This is a genomic window from Amycolatopsis sp. WAC 01375, assembly GCF_003947325.1.
In the GTDB taxonomy this organism is placed as follows: Bacteria; Actinomycetota; Actinomycetes; order Mycobacteriales; family Pseudonocardiaceae; genus Amycolatopsis.
The window spans coordinates 228,563-245,662 of record NZ_QHHW01000024.1; the positions used below are offsets into that span (position 1 = coordinate 228,563).

Annotated in this window: 15 protein-coding genes; 10 read left to right on the top strand and 5 right to left on the bottom strand. The window is 69.3% G+C overall.

Going from position 1 to position 17,100, the window contains the following annotated elements:
- Positions 1-51 precede the first annotated feature (51 nt).
- Positions 52-768 carry an SDR family NAD(P)-dependent oxidoreductase gene (locus DL991_RS13160; protein ID WP_125784754.1) on the top strand — a complete coding sequence of 239 codons (717 nt, stop codon included), beginning with the start codon at positions 52-54 and terminating at the stop codon, positions 766-768.
- On the opposite strand, the gene DL991_RS13165 is transcribed toward DL991_RS13160, so the two are convergent.
- Positions 685-2,064 carry an amidohydrolase gene (locus tag DL991_RS13165; protein ID WP_199753934.1) on the bottom strand — a complete coding sequence of 460 codons (1,380 nt, stop codon included), beginning with the start codon at positions 2,062-2,064 and terminating at the stop codon, positions 685-687. The genes DL991_RS13160 and DL991_RS13165 overlap by 84 nt on opposite strands.
- A gap of 50 nt (positions 2,065-2,114) precedes the next feature.
- On the opposite strand from DL991_RS13165, the gene DL991_RS13170 reads away from it, so the two are divergent.
- Genes DL991_RS13170 through DL991_RS13180 form a run of 3 tightly spaced genes read left to right on the top strand, consistent with a single transcriptional unit; the run spans position 2,115 to position 5,106 of the window.
- Positions 2,115-3,218, top strand: a complete 1,104-nt coding sequence (locus DL991_RS13170) for a zinc-binding dehydrogenase (protein ID WP_125784398.1) — start codon at positions 2,115-2,117, stop codon at positions 3,216-3,218.
- Positions 3,219-3,226: 8 nt separating this feature from the next.
- Positions 3,227-4,186: an aldo/keto reductase gene (locus tag DL991_RS13175; protein WP_125784400.1), complete on the top strand. Its 960-nt coding sequence runs from the start codon at positions 3,227-3,229 to the stop codon at positions 4,184-4,186.
- The gene (locus tag DL991_RS13180) at positions 4,183-5,106 is read left to right on the top strand and encodes an alpha/beta hydrolase (RefSeq protein WP_125784402.1); all 924 of its coding nucleotides are present in this window, start codon (positions 4,183-4,185) and stop codon (positions 5,104-5,106) included. The genes DL991_RS13175 and DL991_RS13180 overlap by 4 nt, the downstream gene beginning before the upstream one ends.
- On the opposite strand, the gene DL991_RS13185 is transcribed toward DL991_RS13180, so the two are convergent.
- The gene (locus tag DL991_RS13185; RefSeq protein ID WP_125784404.1) at positions 5,090-6,535 is read right to left on the bottom strand and encodes a GMC family oxidoreductase; all 1,446 of its coding nucleotides are present in this window, start codon (positions 6,533-6,535) and stop codon (positions 5,090-5,092) included. The two genes, DL991_RS13180 and DL991_RS13185, sit on opposite strands and share 17 nt — an antisense overlap.
- A gap of 138 nt (positions 6,536-6,673) precedes the next feature.
- Here DL991_RS13185 and DL991_RS13190 point away from each other — a divergent pair, with 138 nt between their 5' ends.
- Entirely contained in the window at positions 6,674-8,107 is a 1,434-nt protein-coding gene (locus DL991_RS13190; RefSeq protein WP_125784406.1) for an aldehyde dehydrogenase, read from the top strand.
- Positions 8,104-8,775 (top strand): GntR family transcriptional regulator, encoded by a 672-nt coding sequence (locus DL991_RS13195; protein ID WP_125784408.1) that lies wholly within the window; start codon positions 8,104-8,106, stop codon positions 8,773-8,775. The genes DL991_RS13190 and DL991_RS13195 overlap by 4 nt, the downstream gene beginning before the upstream one ends.
- Positions 8,776-8,877: 102 nt before the next feature.
- Here DL991_RS13195 and DL991_RS13200 read toward each other — a convergent pair whose 3' ends face one another.
- The gene (locus tag DL991_RS13200) at positions 8,878-9,771 is read right to left on the bottom strand and encodes a helix-turn-helix domain-containing protein (RefSeq protein WP_125784410.1); all 894 of its coding nucleotides are present in this window, start codon (positions 9,769-9,771) and stop codon (positions 8,878-8,880) included.
- Positions 9,772-9,977: 206 nt separating this feature from the next.
- Between DL991_RS13200 and DL991_RS13205 the strand changes: the two genes are divergently transcribed.
- The gene (locus DL991_RS13205; protein ID WP_125784412.1) at positions 9,978-10,166 is read left to right on the top strand and encodes a hypothetical protein; all 189 of its coding nucleotides are present in this window, start codon (positions 9,978-9,980) and stop codon (positions 10,164-10,166) included.
- 370 nt (positions 10,167-10,536) lie between these two features.
- On the opposite strand, the gene DL991_RS13215 is transcribed toward DL991_RS13205, so the two are convergent.
- A complete protein-coding gene (locus DL991_RS13215) occupies positions 10,537-12,114 on the bottom strand; it encodes a choice-of-anchor A family protein (protein WP_125784413.1) in 1,578 nt (525 codons plus the stop codon).
- A gap of 156 nt (positions 12,115-12,270) precedes the next feature.
- Between DL991_RS13215 and DL991_RS13220 the strand changes: the two genes are divergently transcribed.
- Both DL991_RS13220 and DL991_RS13225 read left to right on the top strand, forming a co-directional pair.
- Positions 12,271-13,230, top strand: a complete 960-nt coding sequence (locus tag DL991_RS13220) for a permease (protein WP_125784416.1) — start codon at positions 12,271-12,273, stop codon at positions 13,228-13,230.
- Complete coding sequence (locus DL991_RS13225; RefSeq protein WP_125784418.1) at positions 13,227-13,874, top strand: TIGR03943 family protein; 648 nt, start codon at positions 13,227-13,229, stop codon at positions 13,872-13,874. Before DL991_RS13220 ends, DL991_RS13225 begins: the two co-directional genes overlap by 4 nt.
- On the opposite strand, the gene DL991_RS13230 is transcribed toward DL991_RS13225, so the two are convergent.
- The gene (locus DL991_RS13230) at positions 13,875-14,783 is read right to left on the bottom strand and encodes a helix-turn-helix transcriptional regulator (protein ID WP_125784420.1); all 909 of its coding nucleotides are present in this window, start codon (positions 14,781-14,783) and stop codon (positions 13,875-13,877) included.
- A gap of 191 nt (positions 14,784-14,974) precedes the next feature.
- Between DL991_RS13230 and DL991_RS13235 the strand changes: the two genes are divergently transcribed.
- Positions 14,975-17,098 (top strand): metallophosphoesterase, encoded by a 2,124-nt coding sequence (locus DL991_RS13235; RefSeq protein WP_125784422.1) that lies wholly within the window; start codon positions 14,975-14,977, stop codon positions 17,096-17,098.
- The last annotated feature ends 2 nt before the right edge of the window (positions 17,099-17,100 follow it).

The window sequence follows — 17,100 nt, forward strand, 5'->3', positions numbered from 1 at the left end:
CAACGGAAACAAGTTTTAGTCTACGATCGTAGAATGAACAAGAGACTCGTAGTGGTGACCGGCGGTGCCAGTGGCATCGGCCGCGGAGTCGCCGAAGCCTTCCAGTCCGCGGGTGACCGTGTGGTCATCGCCGACGTCGACGCCCGCGCGGCCCACGACCTGGCCGGCGAACTCGGCGCGGAGCACGTCGAACTCGACATTTCCGACCCCGGCTCGGTCGACGCGGCGCTGGCGTTGATCACCGACCGGTTCGGCCCGGTGGAGGTCCTGGTCAACAACGCGGGTCTCGCCGGGGGCGGCGGTCCGTTGGTGGGGCTGGACATCGGCATCTTCGATCTGTGCATGCGGGTGAACTTCCGCGGCACCTTCCTGATGACCCGCGCGGTCGGCGCGCATATGCTGGAGGCAGGCACCCGAGGCGCCATCGTCAACATCACCTCCATCGGCGCCCGGCAGCCGACCCCGGGGCTCGGTCACTACGAGGCCACCAAGGCCGCCGTCGAGGCGCTCACTCGCTCCGCCGCGCTCGAACTGGCACCGCACGGCATCCGTGTCAACGCCGTCGCGCCCGGCCCGGTGCTCACCCCGATGACCGCCGGTTTCGCCTCGGACACCGCCGCCCGCGCGGCGTGGGAAGCGAGGATTCCGTTGGGAACCATCGCTTCCGTCGCCGACGTGGTGCCGTCAGTCCTGTTCCTCGCCTCCGCCGACGCCGGCCATCTCACCGGGGTGAGCCTCCAGGTCGACGGCGGGCAACTGCTCACCTGAGTACACGACGCGGCCGCCGGACACGGTGAGTTCGACACCGACGTCCGGCAGGTCCTCGAACGCGACCTCGAGCGGATCAGCCGCCAGCACACAGAAATCGGCGACCCTGCCCACGGTCAGCGATCCCTTCCAGCCCGCCGCCCCGTCCTGCCCGGCGGCCGCGACCGTGTAGCAGCGCAGCAATCGTTCCATCAGCTCGGCATCCACTTCGGACATCTTCAGCATCCGCGCGGCCGCGGCGATGTGCACCCGCCAGTCGGGAGTGACCACCGGCGCGTCACTGCTCAAGGTCAGCGGGACACCCGAACTCAGCATGTCCCCCAGCGGCCAGGCACGGGCACCGACCTCGACGCCGAGCGCGGCCGACAGCATGCCCCGCATGGCGACCGCGATCGCGGGCTGCGTGGTCAGGCCGATCCCCGCCGACGCCATCCGCGCCAGCTGATCCGCTGTCACCAGATCGCCGTGCACCAGGTGGTCACCGCGGCGAAGCGACCCGAGCGCTGCCTCGATGCTGCGGTCCCCCGTGGCGTGCACGGCGACCGTCATCCCGGCGTCATGGGCGAGACGGATCATCGCGGCGAGGTTGCCCGCGCGTTCCGGATCGTCGTCGCCGTCGACGAGCAGCGCACCGTGCGAGCCGTCGGCGTAGCAATGATGAGTCCACGCGGAGCGCATCGGCGGGATGCCGTCGGCGAAGATCTTCACACCGGGCACGCTGAGCCACAACGGATCCGCGACCGGCGACGGCGACGCCAGCCCACGCTCGAAGTCCGCCAGCGAACTGGCGCCGTCGAGCAGGCCGAAGAGCCGCAACGCGGTGACTCTCGCGCGAAGCAGCCCTTTCGCCGCCAGCACCGCGTACTCCTCCAGTACCTCGGCGCCGAAACATCCCGTCTCACCCGGGCCGAGACCCGGTTCGGTGTAGCTCGTGATGCCCAGTGACGCGCACAGATCGCCCGCGCGCAGGATGGCGGCCCGGCGCTCGGCGGCGGTCCGTACCGTTTTCTCTTCTCCTCCGGTGAATCCGGCGCCACCGATGAGCGTCTCCGGCCACCGGGCGCCGAGCCAGGTCGCGTGGAGGTGCGAATCGTTGATACCGGGCAAAGCGGTTCTGCCCGCGAGGTCGATCACCTCGGTCTCCGGGCCGATGTGGTCCAGCGCGACATCACCGAGTGCGACGATCCGGTCGTCTCGTACGGCCATCGCCCGCACGACCGTGCCCGCCTGGTCGAAGGTGCGGATCGGACCGCCGCGGACCACCAGCGATGCGGGGCGAATACGTTGCGACGGCATGGTTTCCTCCAGGATCTGGACTTTTTCTCCTACGACTGTAGACTAAAAAGATGGTCAACAGAACCGAAGCGGCGGTGCTCACCGAACACGGCTCCGCGCTCACCTTGCGGGAACTACCGCTGCCCGAGGAGCCGGAACCGGGCGCCGCGCTGGTCCGGATCACCTGCACGACACTGTGCGGCACCGACGTGCACCTCTGGTCCGGCCAGATGACCTTCCCCGGCATGCTCCCGATGGTGCTGGGTCACGAAATGGTCGGCGAGGTGGTGGCCGTCGGACCGGGCACCACCGACACCCTCGGCCGCGAGATCGCCGAGGGCGACCGCATCGGCTGGTCCGAGTCGACGTGCGGAAAGTGTTACGGCTGCACGATCCTGCGTGAACCGGTCGCCTGCGAGAAGCGCGGATACGGCTTCCTCCAGCGCTCCGACGTCTTCCCGTACGCGACCGGCGGTCTCGTCCGGTACTGCTACGTGACCCCCGGCGCGGCCAAACTCCTTCTGCCGGACGATGTCAAGGACACCTGGGCCTCGATGTCCGGCTGTGCGGGAAAGACCGTGCTGCGGGCGGTGTCGCGTTCGGGCGGGATCCGACCCGGCGCGACGGTCGTGGTCCAGGGTGCGGGCGCGCTGGGCGTGTTCGCCACCGCCGTCGCGCGGATCTCCGGCGCGGGCGACGTGATCACCATCGGCGGCCCCGCCGACCGGTTGAAGACGGCCGAACGTTTCGGGGCTACGGCGACGATCCCGGTCGACGGCAGCACGGAAGACCGCATCGAGCGGGTCAAGGAACTCACCGGCGGACGGGGTGCCGACCACGTCTTCGACTTCGCCGGCGGGCCGACCATCGGCGAGGAGGCGGTGGCGTTCGCCGCGCAGCGCGGCACGGTCGCGATCGTCGGTTCCACCGGTCCCGCCCCCTCCCCCGTGGCGCTGGGCACCGTGATGGGCAAGGAACTCACGGTCGTCGGCTCGCTCAACGGCGACATCGCCGACTACCACCGCTCGGTGGACTTCTTCCGCACGTTCGCCGATCGGCTGCCATGGGACGAGCTGTTCAGCGCGCCCGTCGGCCTGTCCGAAGCTTCGAAGTGCGTCGAGTCGATGTCGCGGCTCGGCGAACTGAAGGCCGTCATCGACCCCCGTCTGCCCTAGGAGATCGCATGTCCGTCATCCCCCAGCGCCGGATCGGCCGCGACGGGCCGCTCACCGGCGTGCTCTCGCTCGGCTCCTGGCACACCTACGACCGGATGGACTTCCGCGAGGCGGTGGACCTGATCCGCACCGCGGTCGATTCCGGGATCACGCTCTTCGACGTCGGCGTATACGGTTTCCCCGGCGCCACACCGGTCTTCACCGACGTACTGTTCTCCGCCATGGTCCGCGCGGCCGGGCTCCGCCGCGACGACTACCTGCTTTCGAGCAAGCTGTGGCTGGAGGGCTATCCGGAACACAACCTCCGCGACCAGCTCGACAACGCGCTGTTCCGCGCCGGCGTCGAGCACGCCGATCTGGTGGTGCTGGGCGATCTCCGCCGCGACGACACCGATTTGCACCAACTGGTGCTGGACCTGAACGAGCTCCGCGAGGCCGGGCTCGTCCGGCAGTGGGGTGTGAACAACTGGTCCGCCGCCACGATCCAGGCCCTGCACGACTTCGCCGCGGCGGAGAACGTGCCAGGGCCCGCCATCGCGCAGCTGAAGTACAGCGTCGCGCGAAGGTCCATTCCGGACGGTGAGCCCTTCAAGAAGGTCTTCGGCGAGCTCGGGGTCACGCTCCAGTCCTCGGACATCTTCGAAGGCGGGGTCCTGCTGGGCAAGAACAGCGGCGCGCGCCAGGTCGGCCGCGACCCCGGTGACATCCGCGAACGCATCGCCGCCTCCGCTCCGGAACTGGTGAAGCTCGCGACCGAACTGGACGCCACCCCGGCGCGGCTGTGCCTCGCGTTCACCCTCACCCACCCGGCCAACACGACCACCCTCTTCGGCGCGACGAGTACCGAGCAGCTCAAGGACAACCTGGGCGCGGTGGACCTCGTCGAGCGCGTCGGCGCGGACCGGCTCCGCGAGCTCGTCGAGCCGTATTGGGCCGACCGGGGCGTCGTCGATCCGGAGGGACCGTGACGGCCTTCGACCCCGAACTCACCGCGGCCCTCGAAGGATTGCCGGCAGGACCACCGCTGGGCACCGACTCGCTGGCGGGCATCAGGCAGGCGATGGCCGACGGGAACCTGAGTTGTGCCGAGGCGATCGGCGACCGGGATCTCGTCTGGGAGGACCGGCAGGTACCCGGTACCGGCGTGGTCGTCACCGTCGTCAAGCCGCGGGACGCCCAGGGCGCGCCGGGGTTCTACAACATCCACGGCGGCGGCATGGTGCTGGACGACCGGTTCGCCGACCTGCCCCGGATGGTCTCGCTGGTCGAGGAGTTCGGCTTCGTCGCGGTCACCGTGGACTACCGGCTGGCTCCCGAGCACCCGCATCCGGCACCGCTGGAGGACTGCTATGCGGGCTTGACCTGGATGGTCGAGCATGCGGACGGACTCGGCTTCGACCCCGCCCGCGTGATCGTCGGCGGCGGCAGCGCGGGAGGCGGGTTGAGCGCGGGAATCGCCTTGCTCGCCAGGGATCGCGGCGGCCCGGCACTCGCCGGTCAGCTGCTGCTGTGCCCGATGATCGACAGCAGCAACGGCTCCGCGTCCACAGTGGAATTCGCCGAACGCGGCGTGTGGGGCCGGGCAGCCAACGAGTTCGGCTGGCGATCACTCCTGAATGGACAGACCTCGCCGTACGCGGTCCCGGCGACCGCGGAGGACCTCACCGGGCTACCGCCCGCCTTCATCGAGGTCGGCGCGGCCGAGATCTTCCGCGACGAGGACGTCGACTACGCGCGGCGCCTCTGGCAGGCGGGGGTGCCCACGGAACTGCACGTCTGGGCGGGCGCGTACCACGGTTTCGACCGGATCGCCCCGGACAGCGAGGTGACCCGGGCCGCGCTCGCCGCCCGGGCCTCCTGGCTGCGCCGCACTATCGGCCGAGCATGAACCGGGCGGCCTGCTCGCCGACCAGCACCGCCGGCGCGTTGGTGTTGCCCGTGGTCACCCGCGGCAGCACCGACGCGTCGGCGACCCGAAGTCCGCTCAAACCGTGGACGGCGAGCTCCGGGTCGACCACGGATTCGGCGTCGGTGCCCATCCGGCAGGTCCCGACCTGGTGGTGGTAGGTGATCGCGGTCCGCCGGACGTACTCGCGGACGTCGGTGCCTGGTCCCGGATACAGCTCGCGGGCACCCCAGTCCTCCGCCAGCGCGGCCGCCCTGCCGATCTCACGGCACTGTTCCACCGACGCGACGAGGCTCTCGAAGTCAGCCGGGTCTTCCAGCGCGGCGAGGTCGATCAACGGCTCGTCGAGCGGGTTCGACCCCGAAAGCCGGAGACTGCCCCGGCTGCGCGGCGTGACCATGCCCGCCATCAGCGAGAACCCGGTCTCCGGGCCGGTCATCCACGACTCGTACATCGGCACGCTGAAATGGATCGGCTGCGTGTCGGGCACCGCCAAGCCGGGACGGCTGCGCCAGAACAGATGGGTCTGGGTCACCGAACGGCCGGGCGCGGGCGGGTCGACCTGACGGCGGTCGGTCGCGAAGATGACCGGCGAGAGCAGGTGGTCGTGCAGGTTCTTTCCCACCCCCGGCAGATCCGCCACGACGTCGATGCCGTGCACGGCCAGTTCGCCTGCCGGACCGATACCGCTGCGCAGCAGGATCGCCGGTGACGCCAGCGCGCCGGCGGCGAGCACGACCTCGTCGGCGAAGACCTTGCGCAGTTCGCCGCCGACCTCGGCCAGCACACCGGTCACCTTGTCGCCCTCGAACAGCAGCCGATGGACGAGCGCTCCCGTGTGGACGGTCATCCGTTCGGCGGCGGGTCGCCCGTAGGCGAGCCAGGTGTTGAGCCGTTCGCCGTCGCGTGTGGTGACGCGCTGCACCGAGACGCCGTCGAGCTCGTCGCCGTTGTAGTCCGGGTTGAACGGCAGGCCGATCTGCACTGCCGCGTCCACAATGGACTGCTGGATCGGATGCAACGGCTCATTAGGCACGACGTCGAGCAGATCCTTCTCGATCCGTTCGAACACCGGGCGCACGTCGTCCCACCGCCAGCCGGGCAGATCCCAGCCGTCGTAGTCGGCCGGGGCGCCGCGCACCCAGATCATCGCGTTGAGCGAATGCGATCCGCCGAGCACCTTGCCGCGCGGCAGATGCAGCCGCCGGTTCGCCGCGTGCGGCTGCGGCACCGTGTAGTAGTCCCAGTCCTCGGGGCCGTGCCACAGCTCCCCTGCCCGCGAAGGGTCGTGAATGGCCGGGTTCGTATCCGGCCCGCCCGCTTCGAGCAGGGTGACCCACGCCCCGGAGTCGGCCAGTCTCCTGGCGACCACCGAACCGGCCGAACCCGCTCCCACCACGATGACGTCCATGTCCCTCACCCTCGCAAGGCACGACGCCGTCCGGCGGATTCGGTTCGCTGGCCGACAATCGGCGTGCCCTGGCGAGCAAGACCGGGGACCTCGTGGCGCCCGATACTCGATCACACACCGGTCGAGGAGGAGCTAGCCATGGCCACACGCCTGTTCATCGACGGACAGTGGACCGCCGCGGGAGGCGGGTCACTGCCGACGTACGATCCGGCCACCGGCCAGGTGATCGAGGACGTCGGCACCGCATCGTCCGCCGACGTCGACGCGGCCGTCGGCGCCGCACGGAAGGCCTTGAACGACCCCGCCTGGGCGGGACTGCTGCCGGTCCAGCGGGCCGCGCTGCTGTTCAAACTGGCGTCGCTGGTCGACGAGCACCACGAGGAGCTGGCCGCGCTCGAGACCCGTGACCAGGGTCAGCCGATCGGCATCTCCCGCCAGGTCAGCGTCACCGGCGCGGCCGAGCATCTGCGGTACTTCGCGGGCTGGGTGACCAAGATCCAGGGCACCACCAACCCGGTGTCCTTCCCGGACACGCTGCACTACACCCGCCGCGAGCCGGTCGGGGTGAACGCGCTGATCACGCCGTGGAACTTCCCGCTGATGATCCTGGTGTGGAAGCTCGCGCCCGCGTTGGCCACCGGCAACACCGTGGTGATCAAGCCCAGCGAGGTCACGCCGCTGACCAGCATCCGGCTGGTGGAACTCGTGCACGAGGCCGGGTTCCCGCCGGGGGTGGTCAACCTGGTCACCGGCGACGGCGCGGTGGGCGCGCTCCTGAGCAAGCACGACGACGTCGACCACCTGTCCTACACCGGGTCGACCGCCGTCGGGAAGCTGATCACGGCCGCCAGCGCGGAGTCGAACCTGAAGCGCCTCACCCTCGAACTGGGTGGCAAGGCACCCAGCATCATCGCCGGTGACGCCGACATCGACGCCGCCGTCGCGGGCAACCTCGCGGGTGCGACGCTGAACAGCGGACAGGTCTGTGCCGCGTACACCCGGTTCTTCGTGGACCGCAAACGCGAGCAGGAGTTCGTCGCGAAACTCGCCGCCGGGCTGGAAGACCTCAAGCTCGGGCCGGGCCTGGACGAGTCCACCCAGCTCGGGCCCCTCGTGTCCGCGAAGCACCGCGAGCACGTGGACTTCCTCGTCTCGACCGGCCGTGAGCAGGGCGCCGATCTGGTCACCGGCGGCCGGCGCATCGACCGCGAAGGCTACTTCTACTCGCCGACGCTGTTCGCCGGAGTGGCCGACGACATGACGATCATGCGCGAAGAGATCTTCGGGCCGGTCCTCGCCGTCACCGCCTACGACGATCAGGACGAACTGCTCGCGCGAGCGAACGACACCGAGTACGGACTCGCGGCCACCGTGTGGACCCGCGACCTCGGCGTCGCGCAGCGGTTCGCCAACGGCATCCGGGCGGGCGCGGTGTTCGTCAACATGCCGCCGATCCCGGACATGGCCGCGCCGTGGGGCGGATACAAGGCGTCGGGCTGGGGCCGCGAGATGGGGCCGTGGGCGATCGACGCCTACACCGAGATCAAGTCAGTCTGGCTGCACTACTCGTGACCGCCGGCGACGCGGTGAACTCGACCGCGATGAGCAAGTCGCAGATCGCCTACCACTGGATCAAGGCGAGGATCGACGACGGCACCTTCTCCCCCGGCTACCGTCTCGTGTTCGGGCAGATCGCGCAGGAACTCGGGGTCAGCACCGTACCCGTGCGCGAGGCCGTCCGGCGGCTGGAAGCCGAGGGGCTGGTGACCTACGAGCACAACATCGGCGCGCAGGTCGCGATGGCCGACGAACGCGACTACCAGCACACCATGCAGACCCTCGCGCTGGTCGAGGGGTACGCCGCCGCGCTGGCGGCGCCGACGTTGCCCGCCAAGGCACTCGACGACGCCAAGGGACTCAACGCGGAACTGACCGCCTGCCTGGACAACTTCGAGCCGTCGCGATTCACCGCGCTGAACCGCGACTTCCACCGCGTCCTGTTCGGCACCTGCCCCAATCCCCAGGTGCTCGATCTGGTCAACCGCGGCTGGAACCGGCTGGCCGGGCTGCGCACGTCGACGTTCAGCTTCGTCCCCGGCCGCGCGCACGAATCCGTGCAGGAGCACCAGAACATCCTCGACCTGTTCGATCGGAACGCGCCGGCCGGGGAGATCGAACTGGCCGTGCGGGAACACCGGTTGACCACTTTGGAGACGTTCCTGGCCTGGCGGCATCCCTAGGGGTTCGTGGTGAAATCCGGCCGGGTGGTCGTGAGTGGCGTTTCGGGTTAGAACCCGAAACGCCACTCACGACCACCCGGACCCAGGCCTCCCTCGACGGGCTTAGGCCGGGACGGTCTCCGGCGGCGGGAACACGTAGAAGCGGACGGAGAGTTCCTTCTCCCCCTCCACCGGACGACGTCGGCGCCGGCAGTACCGCGCGATCAGTTCGCGGTACTCCGCGTCCAGTTCACGGAATTCCTCTTCGGTCAACCGCGCCGAGGCCCGTTGAGCCGTCGACCACTGGCCGAACTCGTCGCGGTGCTCCGCGGCCCAGGACAGCAGGGCGACCTCGTTCGCATACTTTGCGTCGAGGAACGCGGTGACCCGCTCCCGCTCCTCGCCGTCGTAGTCCTCCGGCCTCGGCTCACGGAGGTCCTGCGGGATCGCGATCCAGTCGCCTTTCCGGTCACGACGCACAAAACCGTTGTCCTGCAAGGTTTTCAGACATCCGTCGACTTCGGTTCGCCCCAGTCCTGTGCGGCGCGCGACCTCCTCCGCTCCGCCGGGAAGCTCGCGCGTCACCCAGTGGTATCGCGGGTCTTCCCGCATCGCGATGTCGCGCAACGTGACCGATCGCCGCGGCAACGCTTCGCTCGACAGCCTCCGCGCGGCGAGGGCCAGCAACACGGCGACCGGGATCTCGACGAGGACGGCCAGCGCGACGCTGGTCCACCGTTCGGACGACGTCCAGCCGAGCATGACGTCGAACCAGGCGTCGCAGCACAACATCGCGGCCGTGGCGGACAGCAGCGGCACGGCCGCACGGCGGCGACGCAACCCGAGCCACGCTCCGGCCGCGAAGCAGAGCAGGAGTGCGACGTCGAATCCGACCCAGGCCGCGCGCCACTGGCCGGTGTCGTACCGGTCGGGCAGCGTATGCGCGAGGTAGACGGTCCAGGGCACGAGCAGGACCGCCGCACCGGCGAGCACCGTCAGCAGTAGGCGTCGGATCATGATCACGACGGTAGAAGGGGGCGGCGGCAGGGGCATCCGGGCTTTTCCCTGGTCCGGTCTCAGGGGCGCCGCACTAGCCTGAACGGCCGATACCGGGACGGGCTGGGAGAAAAGTAAATTCCGGAAGCCCGATCCGGGCCTTTACTGGGGGTTACATGAGTCCCGCGCTGGATACATCGCGTCCACTGTCGACTTTCAGATCCCGAGTGGCGGCTCTGGCCGCAGGGATCCTCACGTTCTCGTCGGTCGTGACGGGCTTCGCCGCCGAGGCGGCACCTGCGACGGCCCTCACTTCATCGGCGTCGAGTTTCACCGCCGTCCAGCCGACCCGGTTCCTGGACACCGTCCGCGGCGTCGGGATCCCGGTCGCCGGCGGCCTCGCCCTGCGGCAGTAAGCGACAGGTGCCTCGTGAGTGGTTAGGACAGTTCTGGCGAGCCTCCTCTCAGTACGTGAAGGTCCCCTTCCTGTACCTAGCCGCAAGGATGGGGGCCTTCACGCGCTGTCGCAGTAGCGCTGAGGCTCACGGTGGCGTTTCGAACTCTCATGTCGTGAAGGGCCCCTATGAGACCTTCAACGTCTCAATGGAGCCCTTCACGACATCCCCACGGACCGGGGCCTGGCATCAACCGCAGCTTCGGCGGCACTCCCGTCGGCCTGCCGGCCGGTGCGGGATACGCGGTCGGGAACCGGCTCGTCGACGCCTATCTGGCGGCGACGGGCCGGACCGCTTTCGAAACCTGAGTGCCCGATCCGGGCGCAGGACGCTAGGACTCGCGGCGCCTCGACCGGATCGTGAGCACCACCAGCGCGCCACCGAGGAACAGCAGGAACAGGCCGGAGACCAGCAGTCCCCGGACCTCGCTGCCGGTCGAGGCCAGCGGTCCACTGTCGGTCGGCCCGCCGCCAGGAGTGGTCGCTCCCGGCTGCCCCGGCGTGGTGGTGACGGTAACCCCGGGACCCGGCGTCGTGCTCGACGAGCTGCTGGTCGTCGGTGACGTGCTACTCGAGCTCGAAGATGTAGCGGTGCTGCTGCTCGTCGGGCTCGACGACGTGGCACTGCCAGACGAACTACTGCTCGGCGCCGAACTGCTGCTGGACGTAGAGGTGGTACTCGTCTGGCTCGACGAGGTCGCCGTGGTCGAAGTCGCCGTCGTCGAGGTGGAAGTGGCCGAGCTGCTGGTCGTCGTGGAACTGCTGCTCGTCGTGGTCGAACTGCTCGTCGGGCTCGTCGAAGTCGAACTCGAAGAAGACGACGAAGAAGAAGTGGAGCTGCTCGGGGTCATGGTCGGCGCGCTGACGCATTCGGGCAGGTCGCCGTCGAACGGGTAGGCGTGGAACTCCTGCCCGCCCCCGCCGGTGGCTTCGGAGGTGTGCACGAGCGAGCCCGTGGTGAAGAAGCGGCCGTTCATCCCGGACGCGGTGATGGTCGCGGTGCTCCCCGGCTCGCCGATCAGCACGCTCCCCTGGAACTGGGCGCCACCGGCGATCTTCACCTGGGTGGCGTCCGGGAAGTTCCACAGGAGACGTTCCCGCAGTTTGTTCAGCGGGTCCTGGTCGTTCAGGTCTCCGGTGTAGGTGTTGATCGTCCTGGCGGCTCCCACCAGGTTGACCAGGATCGTGGCCCCCGCCGGGATGCCTTCGAACTCGATCCCCTGCATGCCGCCGGTGGCGCCGGTCAGGTCGAAGTCCACGGTGAACACCTGCAGCGCGGACTTACCGTCTCCGGTGAACAGGGTGCGGTATCCCTGGTTGACCGCCGTGCCCGTGGCCGGGCGCGGCGTGGTGCCTTCCCGCGCGTAGCACTTGCTGGCCACCCGAAGATCCTCGCGCAGGCCCACATAGGGTTTCACCGCGTCGGGGTCCTTTTCGAGTTTGCCCATCACCGTCCCGGTGACGGTTCCCGCGTGCCGGACGACACCGTCCTCGGCAAGCAGCCGCTGGCCCGTCGCGATGCTGACGTTCCCGCCCGTGCTCAGGAAGTCCGCGCCGTCCGGCGGCGGAACGCGTGATCCGACACCGGCGACGCCGACGTTGTAGACGGAGGACGCGCCTGCGCGTTTCGCCATGTCGAAATCACCGAGGACGACGACTCGCCCTTCGGCTTCCGCCGCCGCTTCGCGTACTTGGAATTCGCCGCCGACATAGACGTTGATGCCGTTGTCCCGGCCCGCGTAGTCCTTGTTGTTCACCGGCGGGTATTCGTCCGGGCAGGCGGATCCGACACACGGTCCCAGGCCGCCCGGTAAGGGGGCGGCGACCGCGCCGTCGGTGACCACGAGGGCCGCCACGCACACCGCGGCGGCGGCACCGGCAGAAAGGGAGGCGAACCGCCTTGCACGCATGGGGCGATTCTTGTGCCCTTCGACCGGGTGAACACAACCGGAAACCGGAAATACCCCCGACCGGGCGAGGAAGGCAACCCACCCCATTCGTGGTCGTCCAGTGTTATCCAGACGACGAAATTCCTGGTGGAAGGCGAAAACCCTAGAGTAGGGCCGGTGAAGACCGAAGTGGACCGGCGCGTCGGTTCGGTGGAAGTGCTCGCGGGCCTTCTCGTTGTCGTTCTGCTCGTCCGAGGCCCACTCGACGATGTCCTCGGGACACCGATCGTGCAGACCTGGACGACGGTCTTCGTTTCGATCGTCCTCCAGGCCGTTCCGTTCCTCGCTTTCGGCGTGACCCTTTCCGCGGCGATCGCGGTCTTCGTCCCGCGCGAATTCTTCGCGAAAGTCCTTCCGAAACATCCCGCTCTCGCGGTTCCGGCGGCCGCGGCGAGCGGAATGGTGCTGCCGGGATGCGAATGCGGTTCGGTCCCGGTCGCCGGCGCCTTGGTACGCAAAGGGGTCACCCCTGCCGCCGCGCTGGCGTTCCTGCTCGCGGCCCCCGCCCTCAATCCGGTCGTACTGGCCGCCACGGCGATCGCGTTCCCCGATCAGCCGTCGATGGTCTTCGCCAGGGCGGCGGCCGGTCTCGCCGCGTCGGTCGTGATGGGGTGGCTGTGGCTCGGCCTCGGCCGGACGGAGTGGATCAAGCTACCCGAACACGCTCACGGTGACACGCGCTGGCGGGCGTTCGCCGGGGCGGCAGGCCACGACCTGGTGCACGCGGGCGGATTCCTGGTCGTCGGCGCCATGGCCGCCGCGACACTCAACGTCCTGGTCCCCGGCCGCTGGCTCCAGGCCGTCGCGGACAACCCGGTGCTCAGTGTCCTCGCGTTGGCCCTGCTGGCGGTCCTGCTGTCGATCTGCAGCGAGGCGGACGCCTTCGTCGCCGCCTCGCTGACCCAGTTCTCACTCACCGCCCGATTGGCGTTCCTGGTGGTCGGGCCGATGGTCGACCTGAAGTTGTTCGCCATGCAGGCCGGGACCTTCGGCAGGCGGTTCGCCGTCCGGTTCGCGCCCGCCACGTTCGTGGTCGCGCTCGCCTGCGCCGCCGTGACCGGGGCGGTGCTCTGGTGAACCGGACCGCGGCGACCGTCGTGCTGCTCCTGCTGGGCGCGGCCGTGGTCAAGGTCTGCCTGACCGGCCAATACCTGCGCTATGTGAAGGAAGGGCTCTGGCCGTTCCTGCTCGCCTCGGGCGTCCTGGTCCTGATCCTGGCGGCGGCGAACCGCCATCGTCACCCGAAGGTGGCCTGGCTGCTCCCGCTTCCGGTCCTCGCGTTGCTGCTGGTCTCCCCGCAACCACTCGGCAGTTACGCGGCGGGCAACGCGGGCACGGCACTGGCCCGCCCGGACGAGTACCCGCCGCTGCCCGACGGCGACCCGGTGAAGGTGACCGTCCTGGACTACGCCTCGCGCGCGGTGTTCGACGAGGGCCGTTCCCTCGGTTCGAGACGGGTCGTGCTCACCGGCTTCACCGCCGCCGGCCCGGACGGCGGGGCGCTGCTCGTCCGGATGATCCTGACCTGCTGCGCCGCGGACGGGCGCCCGGTGAAGGTCGTGCTGGACGGGAGCGTCCCGCACGAACCCGACACCTGGGTCGAGGTCACCGGCACGTTCCGGCCGGGGTCCGTGGCGGACGCCGTCAACGGCGAACGCATCCCGTTCCTCAAGGTCGAAACCGTCACGCCGGTGGCCGCGCCCGAACGTCCTTACGAATAGCTACGTCCAGCTCCACTGGATCCCGTACTGGCCGGGCTGCGGGTCCAGCGTGATGAACTGGAACGTGCTGGTGTCCCGGTCGAACGTCGCTTCGCAGCGTTCCTCGGGTGGCATCGAACCCCTCGGCCGGAAGAAACCGGCGCACCGCCGCGGCAGTCGCTTCGNGTCGAAGACGATCTGCACCGCGACGTCGCGGGCCGGGCGGTAGAGCGCGATCTGGACGTGCTTTCTGGCTTGCCCCGGTGGGAAGCGCACCCCGAACTCGACGACGGCGAGTTCGCCGGCGGCCAAGGTGCGGTCGAGAGCGAACTCGAAGACGCAGGTGGACGACGGGACGTCCGCGCGGAACCGCGCCGGACGGCAGCCTTCGGCGAACAGCACGGCCGGCGGCTGCGTGATGCTGGAACACCGGTTCACGAAGACGAACCTCGACGTGCCGTCGTGATCGGCCCGGATCAGCCGCCGGACCCGGACCGATTCCTGGTGCCCGTCACCGTCCACCCGGTAGGAAAGGTATTGCGAAAGCCGGTTCGGGGTGTCGAGTTCGTCCGGTGTCACGTCCATTTTGGCCAGTGCGCGCGCCACCTCCTCCGGCCGCCGCCACACCTGGTCGTAGGGCAGGGCCGTGTCGGCCCGGATGGTCCAGCGGCCGCGCGGCCGTCGCGGGCCGAGCAGACCGGTGAGCGTCTCAGGCCGCTGGCCCAGAATGGTTTCCAGCGCGGTCACGGCGGCGAGCGAACTGGCCCGTTCCGGCCGGTTCTCACCATTCTGCCAATAGCTCAGCGCACTGACGCTGACCGGCGTCTCTTGGTCACGCAAGCGGCGGCTGATCTCGCTGAGACTCAGCCCGCTGCGTTCGATCGCGGCGCGCAGGGCGGCACCGAATTCCGCCGGAGCGAGACTCGTCATGAAGGCGCAGCGTACCGTCCGAAACGCCCGACTTTCGTCGGGTGAACCGGGCTCCGTTCAGAGTTATCCAGCCCCTCGGCGACTTTCCGTTGACGCTCCTCCGGCCGCGGTTAGGGTCTGAATCGTCGGAAGAATCCCCCGGAATTCCCGAATCCCACTTTCCTCCCGTCGCTGACCGAAGAGGATTTTCCATGCGCTCAACCACAAGCCGATGGCGCCGCCGGACACTCGCCGTCGCGACCTCCACGCTGGCCGTCGGGGCGTTCCTGGTCGCCGCGCAACCGCAAGCAGGCGGAGCCGCGCCACCCGCCGTACCCGAAGTGGCCGATCAGGTTCCGCAACTCGCCGAGGCGGGTGTCACCGGCGGCCCCGCCTCGGTGTCCGGTGACGGCGCGGCCATGATGGCCGCCCGATCCGTTTGCGCGCCAGGAGCGCATTGGCTCCGCGTCCGGTTCACGGAACTTTCGTTGCGCGGCAACGACTCCGTGACGCTGACCGGCAGCACCGCCGGCTCGTTCACGCTCACCGCTCAGCACTGGCCGGGCAAAGCCTTCCACACCCGCGCGTTCGAGGGCGACTGTGTACGGGTGTCGGCGGCGCTGGCCGACCCCGCCAGCCGCTTCGCCATCGACGCCTATCAGGCGGGTGACGGTCCGCTCGCCGCGGCGACCACGACCGTCGCGGCGGTCGGCGACGTCTGCGGGTCTTCGTGCAACCAGACCGCGCCGCTGATCGAGAAAATGAATCCACAGGCGCTGATCCTGGCCGGGGACAACGCCTACAGCTCGGGCACGCTGTCCGAATACGAGAAGAATTACGACCCCTATTACGGGCAGTTCAAGTCCATCACCTATCCGACGCCGGGCAACCACGAGTACAACACGTCCGGCGCCTCGGGTTACTTCGACTACTTCGGCACTCGGGCCGGTGAACGCGCCAAGGGCTACTACAGCTTCGACGTCGGTGACTGGCATTTCGTCGCGCTCAACTCCAACATCACCCGGAGCACCGGCTCGGCTCAGGAGACCTGGCTGAAGAACGACCTCGCGGCGAGCACCAAACCTTGTACGGCGGCGTTCTTCCACCACCCGCGGTTCAGCCGGGGCTCGCACGGCGACGACTCGTCGGTGACGCCGTTCTTCCAGGCGCTCTACAACGCGAAGGCGGACCTGATCGTCGTCGGCCACGACCACAATTACCAGCGGTACGCACCGTCGCGGCCGGACGGCACACGCGATGACGTGAACGGCGTCCGCGAGTTGCTGATCGGCACCGGCGGCCGGGGTTACTACAAGTTCGACCAGTCGTCGGCCGCCGTGCAGGAAGCGGGTAACACCAACACCTTCGGCGTCGGGAAGCTGACGCTGAGCGCGACGGACTACCGCAGCGACTTCGTGCCGGTGTCGGGCCGCACCTTCACCGACACCGCGACCGGCAAATGCAAGAAGGGCGTGTCCTCCCCCACCTTCTCCGTCGGCACCAGCCCGTCGTCGGTGTCGGTGCAACCGGGCGGGACAGCGTCGGTGACGGTCAACGTCGGCAGCACCGGCGGCTTCAGCGCGGCGACCGCGCTGTCGGTGTCGGGCCTGCCCTCAGGAGTGACCGGCACGATCTCGCCGTCGTCGGTCACCCCGCCCGCCAACGGCACCACGACGGCGACGCTGACCCTGACCGCGTCGGACGCGGCGACCGGCTCGACAGCGGCCACGGTCACCGGGTCATCGGGCTCCACGACCCAGACGGCGCAGGTCTCGGTGAGCGTCGGTCCGGCGGGCGGTGAGGCGTTCGCCGACGACTTCGAGACCGACAAGGGCTGGCGGCTCAACGCGGCCGGGGCGGACACCGCCACCTCGGGCAAATGGGAACGGGGCGATCCCGAGCAGACCACCTCGACCTACAGCAACCAGATCAAGCAGCGCGGCGATACGACCAGCGGCGCGAACTGCCTGGTCACCGGTCGGCTGGCCGGATCGGAGTACGGCGTCAACGACCTCGACGGCGGTGGGTCGTCGATGGCCTCGCCGTCGTTCACCGTGCCGTCGGGCGGCAAGCTGACCTTCTCCTACACCTTCGCGCACGGCGACAACGCGACTTCCGCCGACCACCTGCGGATCCGCGTGCTCGACGGCACCACGCCGACGACGGTGTTCGAGAAGCTCGGCTCCGCGACCGAGGTCGCGGGTGCCTGGCAGACCGCGACGGCCGATCTGTCGTCGTTCGCCGGGCGCAGCGTGCGGCTGCTGGTCGAAGCCGCCGACGCGAGCACCGCGTCGCTGTGGGAGTCCGCGGTCGACGACATCCGCGTCAGCGCGTAGCC